16 protein-coding genes are annotated in these 16927 nt (G+C 34.4%); 11 read left to right on the forward strand and 5 right to left on the reverse strand.

Going from position 1 to position 16927, the window contains the following annotated elements:
• A partial coding sequence (locus ACSVDA_RS21845) for an IS3 family transposase (protein WP_485886090.1) occupies positions 1 to 85 on the forward strand: 85 nt, incomplete at its 5' end.
• A gap of 147 nt (positions 86 to 232) precedes the next feature.
• Here ACSVDA_RS21845 and ACSVDA_RS21850 read toward each other — a convergent pair.
• Positions 233 to 928, reverse strand: a complete 696-nt coding sequence (locus ACSVDA_RS21850) for an endonuclease (protein WP_485886097.1) — start codon at positions 926 to 928, stop codon at positions 233 to 235.
• 29 nt (positions 929 to 957) lie between these two features.
• Entirely contained in the window at positions 958 to 1866 is a 909-nt protein-coding gene (gene metA, locus ACSVDA_RS21855) for a homoserine O-acetyltransferase MetA (protein WP_485886099.1), read from the reverse strand.
• Between the two features lie 472 nt (positions 1867 to 2338).
• Between metA and ACSVDA_RS21860 the strand changes: the two genes are divergently transcribed.
• From ACSVDA_RS21860 to ACSVDA_RS21875, 4 genes are all read left to right on the forward strand, one after another.
• Complete coding sequence (locus ACSVDA_RS21860) at positions 2339 to 4027, forward strand: formate--tetrahydrofolate ligase (protein WP_485886101.1); 1689 nt, start codon at positions 2339 to 2341, stop codon at positions 4025 to 4027.
• A 4-nt stretch (positions 4028 to 4031) separates the two neighbouring features.
• On the forward strand, positions 4032 to 4553 hold the full coding sequence (locus tag ACSVDA_RS21865; protein WP_485886103.1) for a hypothetical protein: 522 nt from the start codon (positions 4032 to 4034) through the stop codon (positions 4551 to 4553).
• Positions 4554 to 4628: 75 nt separating this feature from the next.
• A complete protein-coding gene (locus ACSVDA_RS21870) occupies positions 4629 to 5108 on the forward strand; it encodes a glutathione peroxidase (RefSeq protein ID WP_485886105.1) in 480 nt (159 codons plus the stop codon).
• A 436-nt stretch (positions 5109 to 5544) separates the two neighbouring features.
• Positions 5545 to 6387: a DegV family protein gene (locus tag ACSVDA_RS21875; protein ID WP_485886107.1), complete on the forward strand. Its 843-nt coding sequence runs from the start codon at positions 5545 to 5547 to the stop codon at positions 6385 to 6387.
• Between the two features lie 234 nt (positions 6388 to 6621).
• Here ACSVDA_RS21875 and ACSVDA_RS21880 read toward each other — a convergent pair whose 3' ends face one another.
• Positions 6622 to 6804, reverse strand: coding sequence for a hypothetical protein (locus ACSVDA_RS21880; protein WP_485886109.1), 183 nt, complete (start codon positions 6802 to 6804; stop codon positions 6622 to 6624).
• A gap of 828 nt (positions 6805 to 7632) precedes the next feature.
• Between ACSVDA_RS21880 and ACSVDA_RS21885 the strand changes: the two genes are divergently transcribed.
• Positions 7633 to 8277 carry an HD domain-containing protein gene (locus tag ACSVDA_RS21885; RefSeq protein ID WP_485886111.1) on the forward strand — a complete coding sequence of 215 codons (645 nt, stop codon included), beginning with the start codon at positions 7633 to 7635 and terminating at the stop codon, positions 8275 to 8277.
• Positions 8274 to 10157, forward strand: a complete 1884-nt coding sequence (locus ACSVDA_RS21890; protein WP_485886113.1) for an ABC-F family ATP-binding cassette domain-containing protein — start codon at positions 8274 to 8276, stop codon at positions 10155 to 10157. The genes ACSVDA_RS21885 and ACSVDA_RS21890 overlap by 4 nt, the downstream gene beginning before the upstream one ends.
• A 498-nt stretch (positions 10158 to 10655) precedes the next feature.
• On the opposite strand, the gene ACSVDA_RS21895 is transcribed toward ACSVDA_RS21890, so the two are convergent.
• A complete protein-coding gene (locus tag ACSVDA_RS21895; RefSeq protein ID WP_485886138.1) occupies positions 10656 to 10895 on the reverse strand; it encodes a C40 family peptidase in 240 nt (79 codons plus the stop codon).
• Positions 10896 to 10918: 23 nt separating this feature from the next.
• Complete coding sequence (locus ACSVDA_RS21900; RefSeq protein ID WP_485886115.1) at positions 10919 to 11629, reverse strand: peptidoglycan-binding domain-containing protein; 711 nt, start codon at positions 11627 to 11629, stop codon at positions 10919 to 10921.
• A 248-nt stretch (positions 11630 to 11877) separates the two neighbouring features.
• On the opposite strand from ACSVDA_RS21900, the gene ACSVDA_RS21905 reads away from it, so the two are divergent.
• From ACSVDA_RS21905 to ilvD, 4 genes are all read left to right on the forward strand, one after another.
• On the forward strand, positions 11878 to 13011 hold the full coding sequence (locus tag ACSVDA_RS21905) for a conserved virulence factor C family protein (RefSeq protein WP_485886117.1): 1134 nt from the start codon (positions 11878 to 11880) through the stop codon (positions 13009 to 13011).
• A gap of 179 nt (positions 13012 to 13190) precedes the next feature.
• Entirely contained in the window at positions 13191 to 13901 is a 711-nt protein-coding gene (gene cuyB, locus ACSVDA_RS21910; protein WP_485886140.1) for a cysteate racemase, read from the forward strand.
• A gap of 63 nt (positions 13902 to 13964) precedes the next feature.
• The gene (locus ACSVDA_RS21915; protein ID WP_485886119.1) at positions 13965 to 14834 is read left to right on the forward strand and encodes a LysR family transcriptional regulator; all 870 of its coding nucleotides are present in this window, start codon (positions 13965 to 13967) and stop codon (positions 14832 to 14834) included.
• 392 nt (positions 14835 to 15226) lie between these two features.
• Entirely contained in the window at positions 15227 to 16906 is a 1680-nt protein-coding gene (gene ilvD, locus ACSVDA_RS21920; protein WP_485886121.1) for a dihydroxy-acid dehydratase, read from the forward strand.
• Positions 16907 to 16927 lie beyond the last annotated feature (21 nt).

A 16927-nucleotide genomic window follows, 5' to 3' on the forward strand; every position in this document is an offset into this window, starting at 1 on the left:
TTACTATAATCACAAACGGATTAAGGCAAAACTAAAAGGCATGAGTCCGATTCAATACCGAAATCATGCACTAGTAGCTGCCTAAATATCTGTGTCTAACTTTTTGGGTTCAGATCAAAGCGACAGTCCGTTTTTTTAAAAATATGAATTCATTCAAGTAAAAAGGTAAAATAGGTCGAAGCTAGATACAACTTAAATAGTCGTGTCGGTACCAAACTCTTATGATTGAAAATCACTTGTTACATAGGATATTTTGAAATAAATGATCATCATCTAGTAATTTCACCATTTGCTCAATGTCATCAGTAACAAATAAATTAGAGATATGGTGTTTCTCTAAAACCCAAGCGTTATACTCAATTTCCCAAACTTCAGGGGGATCACATTTTGCCCAGTACCGATAAGTATGTAAGTGATCCATATGCAACTCTTGAATATTATAAACTAACATCATATATAGCATCGTTCTAGCTATATTTCCTCTACTTACATGAGGAACAATCCATTCGTTTTCATAGTCAATACCAAAATCAGTGTAGTTATGTGGTACGCTCAATGTTAAGCGGTGTATAACTTTATCATTTTCTATATCAAATGGTAGGTGTCCTCTGTGTGAGTTGACTTTTTTATGTGCAGCAGCAAAGTTAAGAGGGTTTACAGTTGCACCTTTAATTACATTGACGTTAGCTTTTTTCATAGCTAAATATTTTTTTATAATACTTTGAGGGAAGATATGTTCGATGCTATGTTTGCTAGTTTTTTGTAAAATGTCAATCTCGACCCCCGCGTACACTGATTTAACATAGCTATAATCACTAGTGAAAAATGACCAAAAAAGATCAAACTTGTTATTTCTTGATAAGGAGCTATAAAATTTATGGTGTGTATATAAACCACCAGCTAACTCAATGAAGCATTGTTGATTCATTGGCATCCACTCCTATTAACAGGACTTGTTTATTCCCAAATATATGGTGTTTCTTGGTATACATAATAATTAAGCCAATTTACAAATAATAAATTGGCGTGTGAACGCCAAGAATGAATAGGTTGTTTTGTAGGATCATTATTTGGAAAATAATTATTTGGCATATGAATAGAGATTCCTTTTGAAGTATCTCGTTCATATTCTTCTTTCAATGTGTATTCATCATATTCTAAATGTCCAGTAAGAAATATCCTTTTTCCATCGTTTGAGGCAACGAGACAAACACCAGCTTCATCAGATGTAGATAAAATAGTTAAATTAGAATTCTCCTCAATCTCTTCTTGTTTTACGGTCGTATATCTAGAAACAGGTACGTTAAATATATCGTCAAAACCACGTAAAAGAGTAATGTTTTTATAAAGGCGTCGATGTTGAAAAATACCAGAGCATTTCTTTTGGAGGGGATATTTCTTTACACCATAATGATGGAAGAGCCCTGCTTGAGCACCCCAACAAATATGAAGTGTTGATGTGACATTTGTAGTAGTCCAATCCATGATTTCCTTTAATTCGTCCCAATAATTTACCTCAGTAAAAGAAAGTTTTTCAACAGGAGCACCTGTAATGATCATGCCATCGAACTTTTTATCTCTAACCTCATCAAAAGTTCTATAAAACTGGTCGAGATGTGATTTTTTTGTCGTCTTAGATTCATGTGTTGTTGGTCTTAATAAAGTAATATTAACTTGTAAAGGTGAATTTCCTAACAGCCTTAGCAACCTTGTTTCTGTTTTTTCTTTTTCGGGCATAATATTTAATATCACAATATTTAAAGGGCGAATATCTTGTGAATATGCCCTTAACTCATCCATTACAAAAATATTTTCCTTCTCCAGAATTTCTTTAGCTGGTAAATTATGAGGAATATTAATTGGCATCCGATCCAACTCCTTTATGTAAATATTCATATTATATAAACTATTAATGAATTATTCAATGAAAAATTGTATTCACTTATTTAGGATTTTTATCGCAACATTGTTATTATTTTACAAAATAATAGGATTATTGGGTATTTTTGTTGCTAAATTTACTAAATTACGCCTGCAACCTTAGATTTATACGATTCACAAAAAGAAAAGCCGTCATTAACTGTAGTTATAAAACGAACTGGTAGTTTAAAAAACAACAATCGATGTGAAACCTAACAATAACGAATAGGATTTTTATTGTCTTTATTTTTAGAAGAAACGATACGATAAAACGCTAGTCGTATTACAATAATAATAATCAATATAAATTTAGTTTTTATTTAAATATAATTCACTTTTCTCTCTACTTGAATTATTAAGAAGTGGTACAATAAATTTGTAAAATGACTCATAAAAAGAATGAATATGGGGGATACATATGAGCACAAAAATGACAATTAAATCAGATATTGAAATAGCTCAAAAGGCAGAAATGAAACCGATTTCAGAAATAGCTAGCCAACTTGATCTGACACGAGAAGAATTGGAGCCATATGGTCATTATAAAGCTAAGATTTCTCTAAATGCTATGGATCGTTTGAAAACGAAGCAGGAAGGTAAAGTCATATTAGTAACGGCTATTAATCCTACTGCAGCTGGTGAGGGTAAGTCTACAGTTACAGTTGGACTAGGTCAAGCATTTACTAAATTAGGGAAAAAAGCAATTATTGCAATGAGAGAGCCTTCTTTAGGACCGACTATGGGGATCAAAGGTGGAGCTTCAGGTGGTGGCTACTCACAAGTTATCCCTATGGAAGATATTAATTTGCATTTTACTGGAGACTTACATGCGATTACTACAGCAAATAATACACTTGCAGCTATTATTGATAACCACCTTCATCATGGGAATAAACTGAAAATCGATCAACGAAGAATCATTTGGAAGCGTGCAGTTGATTTAAACGATCGGGCTTTACGTCAGGTCGTTATCGGGTTGGGTGGACCTATTCAAGGAGTCCCACGTGAAGATGGTTTTGACATTACGGTTGCGTCCGAAATTATGGCTATCTTTTGTCTAGCAACAGATATACATGATCTCAAAAATAGGCTTTCAAATATCGTTGTTGCATATAATTTTGATAAACAGCCTGTAACAGTTAGAGATTTAGGTGTAGAAGGAGCCTTGACCTTACTTCTTAAAGATGCACTTAAACCTAATTTAGTACAAACACTTGAGCACACTCCTGCGCTTATACATGGTGGTCCTTTTGCTAATATCGCACATGGGTGCAACAGTGTTATCGCTACGAAAATGGCTTCTAAATTTGGGGATTATGTTATAACTGAAGCGGGTTTTGGGGCAGATTTAGGTGCAGAAAAATTTCTTAATATAAAAGCTAGAACAGCAGGAATTGACCCTGCTGCTGTAGTTATTGTCGCTACGATCCGTGCGTTAAAAATGCATGGAGGAGTAAATAAAAATAATTTAAAAGAGGAAAACGTGTCTGCGTTAAATGCGGGGTTGGAAAACCTTCAAAAGCATATTGAAACTGTCAAAGCGTTTGGGTTACCGTTTGTTGTATCTGTAAATAAATTTGTCACTGACTCTGATGAAGAAATCAACTCTTTAATCGCTTGGTGTAATGACCAAAACTATCCTGTTTCCTTAACTGAAGTATGGGAAAAAGGTGGTCAAGGTGGTGTGGATTTAGCTGAAAAATTATTAGAAGTCATGGAATCTACTAACAATCAGTTCTCACCGTTATATGACCTAAATGAGTCAATAGCTGAAAAAATTAATACAATTGCTACACAAGTTTACGGTGCTGAAAAAGTGGAATTTACCTCTAAAGCTATAAAGCAAATTGCTCAATTTGAACAGCTGGGTTGGGATCAACTACCTGTTTGTATAGCTAAAACTCAATATTCTTTATCAGATGATCCTACAAAGGCTGGCAGGCCGAAAGGTTTTACAATAACTGTAAGAGAACTAAAGCCATCAATTGGAGCAGGATTCATCGTTGCTTTAACAGGAAATATGATGACTATGCCGGGGTTACCAACAAATCCAGCTGCATTAAATATGGATGTAGATGAAGATGGTAATGCGGTGGGCTTATTCTAGTATTATGAAAAATGGAATAATATTCGACCCTACCGTTTTTGAGAATCTAAAGGTAGTTCTTGAAGGAGAAATATATGATCTTGATTTAGATGGCACAATCGAAGTTATAAATCGGGATGATTTAGTGAATCTTGCAACGATGTCAAGATCTTATAAGATTAACTTTCAATTAAAAGATAGACTAGGATCACCAACTGCATACATGAAGCTATCTATGGATGTCGCTAATCTTAGTAAAGAATTGCTACAATCACAAGGGCAAAAACCAGGTTGTAGCATAAGTATAGGGTTTATACAATATTTAAAGTCAGTTGAGGGTAATTCGGAACATGCTTTAAAAATCGTCCAAAGTGTGTGGGGGCAGGAGTATATTTATCATCAAACAATATCACATAACCCAAGTGAACAGCCAACCTTATACACACATCGTACGGACATTATATTTGACCGTTTTATGTATGAAGAAAATATTGATGATTTGATTGAAATGATTGATTTTATAATTTGCACCCTTCAACAGTTATGAAATTAAAGATTTTATAGAAGTATTCATTTGATATACCAGTAAACAACTTATACAATAGTAACAGGAGGGATAAAGATGTCTATATACGAATTTTCTGCATCAACAATTAAGGGTGAAGCTAAATCTTTACATGATTACGAAGGGCAGGTCATATTGGTAGTTAATACAGCCAGTAAATGCGGTTTTACTCCACAATATAAACAACTGGAAGAGTTATATAAAACATATAAAGATAAAGGGCTTGTAGTATTAGGGTTTCCTTGTGATCAATTTGGGAATCAAGAGCCGGGTGCTGACGAAGAAATTGAGAGCTTTTGCGAAATTAATTATGGTGTAACATTTCCAATGTTTTCGAAAGTTGATGTGAATGGAGAGAATGCTCATCCGTTATTTACATACTTAAAAGAAGAAGCACCTGGAATTTTAGGTTCAAAAGGAATTAAATGGAATTTCACCAAATTTTTAATTGATAAAGATGGCAAACCTGTATCGAGATTCGCTCCTAAAGTAGAACCATCTGCATTAAAAGATAATATTGAGCAGTTGCTAAACTAATATTGAGCTATCGATTGTAATACTACAATCGTTATAAGAAGCTGCACCTTCAAAATAACCGTAGATATTTATGAAGGTGCAGTTTTTATATATTTAAGTGAGGTTAAATAGTTTAGAAATTATCATTTGTGAAGAGGGGTTACACAATGCCCTATTATAAATATAAAATTGTAGGGTGTTATCATATTGAGTTAAACAATAAACACCTACATAACTTGTACTCTTGGCATCTTTTCTACTTTACAACGATGGCTAACATATAAATCCACTTTTAATGGTGCTGATTTGGTAACAATAGCAACAAAGTTTACGAAAAGAGCTAAGTTACATGAGTTTTTATACGAAAGTAACGATATTACAATACATACTAGTTAGAAAAGTATCTAAAGAATGTGAATAGATGTGTTGTTCAATGAAGAGAAAGGGTTGAAGGAATATGCTTAAAATAGCGTGGATAACGGATAGTTCAGCTTGCATTGATGAGGAATTACAGCATCACCCTGATGTATACGTAGTACCTATTACAATTATCTTAGATAATCAAGAATATCGGGATGGTGTGGATCTAACGCCTTATGAGTTATATAATAAATTAAAATCTTCAACTTCCCAACCGAAAACTTCCCAACCATCGGTTGGCCAATTTCTAGCATTGTATGAAAAGTTACAGTACAGTTATGATTACATTATTTCAATTCATGTTTCTTCGAAATTAAGTGGCACTTATTCTTCAAGCTTTCAAGCAGCACAACAAATCCAAAAACCAATATATGTAATTGATTCGAAAGTTACCTCATATCCAATGACAGCTTTAATTTCTGAAGGCATTCGACTAAACAGAGCTGGCACAGAAATTAATGACATCTTATCTTCTATACAAAAACTAGTAGATAAAAATAAAATGTATGTAATAGTTGGTAGTCTTGAGCAGCTATATGCGAGTGGAAGATTAAATAGTATCCAATTTGTCGTTGGTAGTTTGTTGAAAATTAAACCAATCATCACTTTTAACAATGGAACATTAGCAATCTATGACAAAGTGCGCACCGAACGGAAAGCCTTACTTCGCTTCCTTACTATATTGAAAGAAGAAATCCAAAACTCAAAAATCTCAGAAGTGTACTTATTATATGGATTACATAGTGATAAAGCACAGGTATTAAAACAAAAAATTGAAAGTTTGTTTCCTTCGTTAAATGTACTTACGTTCCCATTTTCTACTTCTCTAGGTGTGCATACAGGTGAAGACACAATTGGAATTAGCTGGTTTAATAATTAGCCTCTAACTTTGTTGTTATTTACAAAAACTACGTTAGTCAAAGGAAGTCTTATATCATTAGCATCATATTACAGAAGAAAAAATGGGAGAAAACTATTGTTGTGTCCATGTTTATTTATTTGGATGCAAAGCAATAACCGTTGCGAAAAGAGCTATTAATACAGCCAATAATTATGAAAGGTAAATACATATAGTTATAATGTTGTTTTTAGGGACACATGTGAGTAAATGAAGCTATAACACTAGTATATATTGCACTAAATGAGTAGAAAGTGCTACGCTTGCCTCAATTTTATAGCCTATACTTAATAATTGAGCTACAGTTTCAGCACAATTTGGATTGGTAGGCTCTATAGGTGCATGTAAGCTTGAGTGTAATGAAACGAAATGGTTTGTTGTTGGATTACAGACAATCATAATTACATGACGTCCATACCAAGCTGTGCCTATTGTTGCTTGCTTTTGGGGAGGGTGTCGGTGAAAGAAACTATTTTTGTTTATCTGAACCAGATCCTTTCAATTTTTCTATCTTACTACCTGTAAACTAACAAAGTCTAAACATGAAGCATTATTGTATACGAGCTTCGGCCTATTTCGGAGACAACCATATTATTACATGTTCTATAACTAGAATATTTAACAAGTCTTTTAACAAGGCTGTTTTCGTACAGAATATTGTTTTCTTTACTAACAAATAATCATGTATGACTGTTGAGTAAAACGATGTTTTTAACTTCAATTTTAGGAACTATCGCAACAAATTTTACGAAAAGAGCCTTTACCCATAAAGTACTATGAATTTAAGGCAAGTTTAAAAGCAACAAATATTACAAGAGAACCTTGATATTGAGTCACATGAAAATTAAATCTTCATCATTATATGCATGTTGTTAGTTAAATGTCTCTACTTAAAATGATTCCACAAGAATCCTTCCGTCATGTTACAATGTGTTGAGTAAGCAATAGGCTTATTTGTCGTTTTTTTATAATTGGCTTTTTTCGCATAGAAAGTTTTTTTCCTACTCTTAAATATAGACGTATACAACTTTGGCATCGATTCTTACTTTAAAAGATGTCTTTGCATAAATTTAATTGATGCTATCCTATATTAGCTTCAATAGAATATTTTCTTCTATAATACAATGCAACCGACAATTTAATGATACAGCGATTTTCGTAAATTTTGAATTACAACAGACAAGTTATATAGTGTTAAACGTCCAAAAATTTAAACAGGTGATATAAATGCATGCAGAAATGATAAAAATTACTGAACAATTTGTGAAATCAATATTAGTTGATGACCGAACTGGCCATGACTATTTTCATATACACCGCGTAAGAAATTTGGCTTTACATATTGGAAAAATTGAAAAGGCAAATCTTTTTATAGTTGAAATGGCTGCGCTGTTACATGATACGATAGATGACAAAATTATTGATGATCCAAAAGGTGCTATTAAGCACGTTACAAGCTTTATGCATTCAAACGGAGTAAGATCTATTGATAGCGAACATATAATGGATATCATTACCTCACTTTCGTTTAAAGGCGGAAATGGAATACCAATGAAATCGCTTGAAGGTCAAGTTGTTCAAGATGGAGATAGATTAGATGCATTAGGTGCGATCGGTATAGCTAGAGCATTTACATATGGTGGCTTAAAGGGACATATACTTTATGACCCTGACATACCGATAAGGGAAAGTATGACGTATGAACAATATCGAAATGAGCAAAGTACAACAATTAACCATTTTTATGAGAAATTATTACGCCTTTCTAATAAAATGAACACGGAAGAAGGAAAGAAGATAGCGCATCAAAGGCATGGTTTTATAGAAAAGTACTTAATACAATTTTTTGAGGAATGGAATGGTCAACAATGAAATTACTAACAGTAGAAAATTTCACAAAAAGCTATACAGAGAGAACGTTGTTCGAACACATATCTTTCAGTATAACGTCAGGTGACCGAATCGGGGTCATTGGTGTAAATGGAACAGGGAAGTCAACTTTGTTAAAGCTTATTGCTGGAGAAGAAATTCCTGATGAAGGTCAAATGATATGTTCAAAAGGCTATACAATAAGCTATTTAGCTCAGCAACCAGTCTTTAAAGAAAACCATTCAGTGCTTGATCAAGTTTTTCATGGTGATACGCCACTTATTAACTTATTAAAAGAGTACGAGCAAATTTTATTAAAACTAGCAAATGAGCCAACAAATGAAAAAATCCAACAAGCGTTATTTACTACACAGCAACGTATGGATGCAATGAATGCTTGGGAAGCAAATTCAAATGCAAAAGCAATTCTAACTAAGCTCGGTATAAAAGATTATTCACAACAAATTGGGGAGCTATCAGGGGGACAAAAAAAGAGAGTTTCATTAGCACAGGCATTGATAGCTGAACCTGATTTGTTAATTTTAGATGAGCCAACGAACCATTTAGACCATGAAACGATCATATGGTTAGAAGATTATTTGGCTAAGTTTAATGGGGCTATTTTGCTCGTAACACATGATCGGTATTTTTTAGATCGAGTTACAAATCGTATTTTGGAGTTGGATAACGGTAACTTATATAGTTATTCAGGGGGGTATTCATCTTTTTTAGAAGGAAAAGCGTTAAGAGAAGAACAAGCACAGGCGAGTGAGGAAAAACGTCAGAATCTATACCGCCATGAACTTGCTTGGATAAAAAGAGGCGCAAAAGCAAGAACAACGAAACAAAAAGCAAGAATAAAGCGCTTTGAGGAATTAGAAAATAGTAAATCTACATCAAATGAAAGCAAACTGGATATATCATTACAATCTACCCGTCTAGGGAAGAAGGTAGTCGAATTAGAAAGTATTACCAAATCTTACGGGAACAAAAACATTTTAGTAGATTTTAACCTGTTAATAAAACGGGGAGATCGCATCGGTATCGTTGGAGAGAATGGATCTGGAAAATCTACATTGCTAAATTTAATAGCAGGAAAAACAACTCCTGACGGTGGAAATGTCTCAGTTGGTCCAACTGTCAAAATTGGATACTATACTCAAGAAACCTTTCAAATGAATGAAAATCAACGGATCATTGAATATGTGAAGGAGTCAAAGGAAGTTATAGAAACGTTAGACGGTCACACAATTTCTGCTGCACAAATGCTAGAGCGGTTCTTATTTCCGATGCATACTCACGGTACACCGATTCGCAAACTCTCTGGTGGAGAGAGAAAACGATTATTTTTATTAAAGATTTTAATGGATACACCAAATGTGTTATTACTCGATGAACCAACAAATGACCTTGATACTAAAACTTTGACAATATTAGAAGATTATTTAGATGAGTTCCCAGGTGTTGTAATCACTGTATCACATGACCGATACTTTTTGGACAAAATAGCGGAGCAAATTCTCGTTTTTCAAGGTGACGGACATGTGAAAACACACTTCGGTTCATACACAGCACTTCTTGAACAGCGTACTCAAAAGTCAATAGTGAAAGAATTACAAAAAGAAAAAGAAGATCCGAAAAAAGAAAAGAAGCAAATCCGCAAACTAACTTATAAGGAACAAAAAGAGTGGGAAACAATTGAAGATCGGATCGCTGAAATGGAGCAAACTTGCGAACATTTGACGCAACAAATTGAACAAACTGGAAGTGATTTTGAAACTGCACAATCGTTAATGAAGGAACATGAGGATACTACAAAACAATTAGAACAGTTGATGGAGCGTTGGGAAGAATTATCTGAAATCATAGAAGCAATTAAATGAATCCCTATGGTATGAGGATTAATTGTTGTATTGATGGTTGTTAGTTATGAATGTTCTTAACTAAAACTTAGATCCGGTTTGAGAACAACTTCGGACTAATAAACTTTGCTTTGTTAATAGCCCCCAGCCTAAACATAATAAAGTATTATTTTTTTAAGGCTCTTTTCGTAAACTTTGTTGCTATTAAAATCAGATTAGTACTATAGAAAGAAGTTTTACATGGTTAATCATTGTTGTACAGAAGAAAAGGTTCCATGAAATCTAGTTGTGTATGTGTTTGGCTCGAATTACGAAAAGCAATAATTAATGCGAAAAACAGCCTTTTTTCAAGACCTACACCTTTGGTTGTAAGGACACGATTTACAGTATCATTCACATTCTCATATATTATGAAAAGTTCAACTTTTACAGTTGGACTTTTTGTATGGCTTAATCATTGTTGATGGAAATTATAAATCTACTCCTAGCTTAGTAGACATACACACTGTAGAAGGTTTCTTAGTATTGGACAACTCGCTTTGCTCCCAAATATCGAGCGTTCCAGTAGGAGTTACTAAGATGACTAACTGTAACGCCAACTGTTGAATCAGTATGAATAAATTGGTTATTCCCAATGTAAATTCCAGCATGAGAGGGGCCTGGTTTATACGTTTCAAAAAAAACAATATCACCGATACTTGGATGTTGGACATCAACAGTAAAATTCCATAAGTCACTTACTGTTCTAGGTATTTTGATGTTTTTTTGATCAAATACAAAAGTTAAAAAGCCGCTGCAATCAAAGCGCTAGGTAAAGTTCCTCCCCAAACATATGGGCTAGCGATGTATTTTTGTGCAATTGTGACCAAAGATGTATCAACACTGTTCACTGTCGCTTGTTTTACTGGTTTGATATATTTTGGTTTACCAACCTTATTCTTATTTGTTTCAAGGTGTTGCAATGTTTGTCGTCCAGCTATGCCATCAATTTTCAACTTATTATGTTGCTGATATGTTTTAACTGCTGCTAATGTAAGTGGACCGAATATTCCATCAACGTGTCCTTCATAATAACCTAGGTTTTGTAATTGGTGTTGTAATTGTAATACATCTTCACCTGTGGAACCGTATGACAGAACTTTTTGCTTTTGGAGTGTATCAAACTTAGCTAATTTTGTTAACGTCTTTTGATCAGTAATACCGTCTGTAGCTAACTGTGTTTTACTTTGAAATAATTGTACAGCTTCCTTCGTTTTCTTACCATAAACCCCGTCAATATGACTATGGTACATTGCCAGGTTTTTAAGCTTTAGTTGAAGTGCTTTCACTGCTTGCCCAGTATGTCCATAACGTAATTGTTCTTTCTCTAGTTCCCATACGCTTATAATATTGTAATTTACTCCTGTGTAAATTGGCAATGACGTACTTAATACTACAGTGGCGGCAACTGATGACATAACAAAGTTATGCTTTGTTCCTGTTGATAACTTCATGTTTGGCCTCCATTCCAATAAAGTGTCATTTGCACTAAGTTATGTTACCTGAGCTTAGAACGAGGGGAATGATTTATATCATTAATATTTATGAATAGGAATGTTTATGACAAATTAACAGTAGGTTTGCTCATTTTTTGTAGAAATATATCGGACAACTTTTTTAACGAGTGAGTGTAATGGATGGAAGGACGTACGTATGTTAAAATTATTTTTACTATACTTGTAGTAAAAAAGGGGAGAATAGTTTGAAGATCAATACAATTGAACCAACACCTAGTCCAAACACAATGAAAATTATCTTAAATAAAGAATTACCCTCTGGAAAAAGTAATAATTATAAGAGAGAGAATAGCGAAAGTGCACCACAAATCATTCAGGACATTTTGTCGATTGATGGTGTGAAAGGAGTATACCATGTTGCTGATTTTTTAGCTGTAGAACGCAATGCCAAGTATGATTGGCAAGAGATCTTACCAAAAGTAAGGGAGGCTTTTGGGGAAGATATTGAAGAATCTAGCGATAAACACCAAGAAGTTGCTGATACATTTGGAGATGTAAAAGTCTTTGTGCAAATGATCCAACTTATTCCGATGCAAGTGAAATTATTAGATGGACAAACTGAAAAACGATATGGCTTACCAGAGCGATTTAAAGAAGCAGTATTAACAATGCAATCATCCGTAAATAATGTCGTTAGTGATAGACAATGGCAGGAATATGGAACTCGTTATGGTGATATTGAAGATGTTGGTTCAGAGGTGGTTGAGGAACTAATAGCTGTTTATGATGAAGACCGCTTAAATAGACTAGTTGATGCAGCAAAGAATAAAGACCATACCGCAGCAAGTCATTTGTTAAGAAACAGTTACAAAGTAACACCTGAAATGCTAGAAAATGCTGATTGGACTAAACGGTATGCTGCACTAGAACAAATGGAGCCAACTGAGGAAGATATTCCAGTTTTAGCACAAGCATTAAATGATGATAAAGCTTCGATTCGACGTCAAGCTACCGTATACTTAGGCATGATAGAAAAACCAGTTGTGTTGCCATATTTATATAAAGCGTTGATTGATAAGAGTATAACAGTTAGAAGAACGGCTGGAGATTGCCTATCAGATATTGGAGACCCAAGTGCGATTGGAGCAATGGTTAAAGCTTTACAAGATCCAAGCAAATTAGTACGGTGGAGAGCAGCGATGTTTTTATATGAAGTTGGAGACGATTCAGCGTTGCCTGCTTTAATTGAAGCTCAAAATGATCCGGAATTTGAAGTTAGTATGCAAATGAAACTAGCAATTGAACGAATTAAAGAAGGGGAGGAAGCCAAAGGGTCTGTTTGGAAACAAATGACCGATAGCAGGAATAAAAAAGATTAATATAGGAGATGTATATACTCAAATCAGGTGTAGAGTTTATTACACCTGGTTTTTTGTTGGCAATGATTATACAGCTCATTAAATGTTTCTATCATTAAATAGAACTTTTCTATAAGTCAATGAAGAAAAATAAAACTATAATTTACTTCATACTTAATGATTATTTTAAGGTTGTGATAATGATGGAGAGCAAAAAAGTAGGCATAATAGGTGGTATGGGTCCAAAGGCAACAGTAGATTTAATGAATAAAATAATTAATAATACGCCAGCTAAACATGATCAAGACCATCTTCACCTCATTGTGGACAGCAACTCACAAATTCCTGATCGTACATCAGCAATTATAGGTGAAGGCTTAGATCCCACACCATCAATTGTAGCATCTGCACAACGGCTTCAAAGGGCTGGTGCGGATCTATTAATGATTGCGTGTAATACGGCACACTTTTTCTACAAGGCTGTTATAAACTCAGTCGATATACCGGTGATACATATGCCAATTGAAACTGCGAAATATTTACAAAAGCACAAATACAACACAGTCGGTTTATTAGCTACTGACGGTACTTTACAGTCTAACTTGTATCAGCATTGTTTAATTAAATATGACGTTGCCCTTATCAAATCAAACAAAGAAATGCAAGTAGATGTAATGAAAGGGATATATTCTATAAAAGGTGGTAAACTAGAAACGGGATTGTTTTACTTATCAGCTGTAGCTAAAGAGTTGAAGGAACTTGGTGCTGATGCAATTATTGCTGGCTGTACAGAAATACCACTTGTACTTCAATCAACTAAACAATTGATTGTGGTAGACCCAACTGAAATTATTGCAAAAAAGGTCGTCCACATAGCAACAAATATGAATAATGAATTACTTTCTGTATAAAGCAAGAATATAACTTAGTAGAGTGATAAGTTAGAAGAGTGAGTAAACAAAAGGGTGGGGAGTATGAATATTGATAATATTGAAGCTTTCATATATGTTTGTCAACTTGGGAGCTTTAATAAAGCAGCAGAAGCGTTATTTTTGACTCAGCCTTCCGTTTCTGCAAGAATTCAATCTCTAGAACGTGAAATGAATATTAAGCTTTTTCTTCGTCAAGGAAATAAAGTATCGCTAACTGATAAAGGTGAATATTTTTTTCCCCATGCGCAAAAAATATTGCAATCTTATCAAGAAGCAAAGTATAGACTCCAGCAAGAATTGCTTCCGAACGAATTAAAAATCGGTTGTGCATTATCTATAGCTAATAATGTTTTACCATCTATGTTACCTGATTTTAAAGCGAAATTTAACAATGTGCGAATGAAGATAATAACAGGGCATTCAAAAGACGTTTTACAAAAAGTAATTAATCAAGAAGTTGATTTTGGGATTATAAGAAGAGAAACTCATCCAGAAATTGAATCGATTCATTTATACGATGACCCTATCAGTCTGTTTGTTTCAAACGACCATGTTTTACTGAAAGAGGTAACGATAACGTTAGAGCAAGTTGCAAAGTACCCACTCATTTTTTTTGATTATGGCTCAATGGACTGGCTTTATATTCATAGAATTTTTTCAACGAATAGGATTTCACCAAATATTTCTTTGGAAGTTGACAATATGGAAACAGCAAAAAACTTAGTCATACAAGGTATGGGAATTAGCTTTTTACCTGAACATTGTGTGAAAAAGGAGCTTCAAAAGGAACAGCTTGTTCGAGTTGAATTAACACCTCCCATTAAAATGAATATAAGCATTGATTTTATTTACGTAAAAGGGAGTTCACAATCCATTTTTATCAATTACTTTAAGGAAAGGCTCTTTTCGTAAACATTGTTGTTATTGAGACTAATATTGGATAGCAACAAATAAATTTATGCAACTGACCTCATGTAAAATGAAAAATGTCTCCACTACCGCTTAGGTTATACGTATTTACTTCATAGTAAGAAAAATAACAGTCAAAATTTAAAAACATAAATAAAGCAGACTTAAAAAGGGTTAGGTTCTAAGAAGTTGCCTATTTTTATTGGCGGTTGATCCAATAAAATAAGCAATTGAACTTTTTGGAATCTTGCCCTTTTACTATGTTCATTTTGTAGCATTGTGAACAGCTATTAACTTATTTACAGTATTTTAAAAAAATTCACAAAAAAACTATTGCAAAACAAATGAAAACAAACTATATTGTTAAAATATATACTCAAAGAGAGGTTGATAATATGTCCAAGGATTTACGTATCCGAAGTAAAGCACTTAGTGATGATGTAAAAAGAGCACCGAACCGAGCAATGCTACGTGCTGTCGGTTTTAGTGATGAAGATTTCAAAAAACCGATGATTGGTATTGCAAGTACATGGAGCGAGGTAACTCCATGTAATATTCATATTGATGAGTTGGCTATCAAGGCAAAAGAAGGTGCTAAAAATGCTGGTGGTGCACCGTTAATATTTAATACAATTACTGTTTCCGATGGTATTTCAATGGGAACAGCAGGTATGAGGTTTTCATTACCTAGTCGGGAAGTTATTGCTGATTCCATTGAAACCGTTGTTGGTGGAGAAAATTTAGATGCTTTTGTTGCTATCGGTGGATGTGACAAAAACATGCCTGGATGTATGATCGCTATTGGGCGTTCTAATGTGCCAGCAGTATTTGTTTACGGTGGTACAATAAAACCTGGTAGACATAATGACAAAGATATTGACATTGTCTCAGCATTTGAAGGAGTGGGACAATATAATAAAGGTGATATTGATCGTGAAGAGCTCCATCAAATTGAGTGTCATGCATGCCCTGGAGCTGGTTCATGCGGGGGAATGTATACTGCTAACACGATGGCTTCTGCAATAGAAGCAATGGGAATGAGTTTACCAGGAAGTTCATCGAATCCTGCAGAGTCTTCCTTAAAAGGCGAAGACTGTTTGAAAGCAGGAGAAGCAGTTTATCATTTATTAGAAAAAGGAATTTATCCAAAGGATATTATGACAAAAGAAGCTTTTGAGAATGCTTTTACTGTTGTATTAGCACTTGGAGGATCAACAAATGCAATTCTTCATTTATTAGCAATTGCTCATTCAGTTGATGTCGATTTGTCATTGGAAGATTTTGACAGATTGCAAAAGAAAGTGCCTCATATTGCGGATTTAAAACCAAGTGGTCAATATGTGATGCAAGATCTTCATGAAGCAGGTGGAGTACAAGCTGTTATGAAAGTATTGCTTGATGAAGGTCTTTTACACGGACATTGCCTTACTGTAACAGGGAAAACATTAGCGGAAAACTTGGCAGAGGCACCACCTTTAGTAGAAGGCCAAAAGGTTATCACCCCATTTTCTGAACCGTTAAAACCAACGGGTCCTTTAGTTATTTTAAACGGTAATTTAGCTCCAGATGGTGCAGTTGCAAAAGTATCAGGCTTGAAAACAAAGCACTTAACTGGACCAGCTAAAGTATTTAATTCAGAGGATGAAGCGACTCAAGCAGTACTAAATGATGATATCAAAGCTGGCGATGTACTTGTTATTCGTTATGAAGGACCTAAGGGAGGTCCTGGTATGCCAGAGATGCTATCAATATCGGCTATCTTAGTTGGTAAAGGATTAGGAGAGAGTGTAGCATTATTAACTGATGGCCGCTTCTCAGGAGGAACACACGGACTTGTTGTTGGTCACATTGCTCCAGAAGCACAAGTAGGTGGCCCAATTGGGTTATTGAAAACTGGTGATATCGTAACCATCAATAGTGAGTTACAGTCACTATCCGTTGATCTCTCAGAAGTAGAGCTAGAAGAACGTCGAGCTAGCTGGGTAGCACCTAAGTTACATTCAAGAGGTGTCTTAGGAAAATTCGCTCATCAAGTCTCTTGTGCTTCAAAAGGTGCAGTCACAGATCTTTATTAAGTTTTTATTAGTTGATTTTCT

This window comes from Cytobacillus sp. Hm23 (genome assembly GCF_051842895.1).
Lineage (GTDB): Bacteria > Bacillota > Bacilli > Bacillales > SM2101 > Nanhaiella.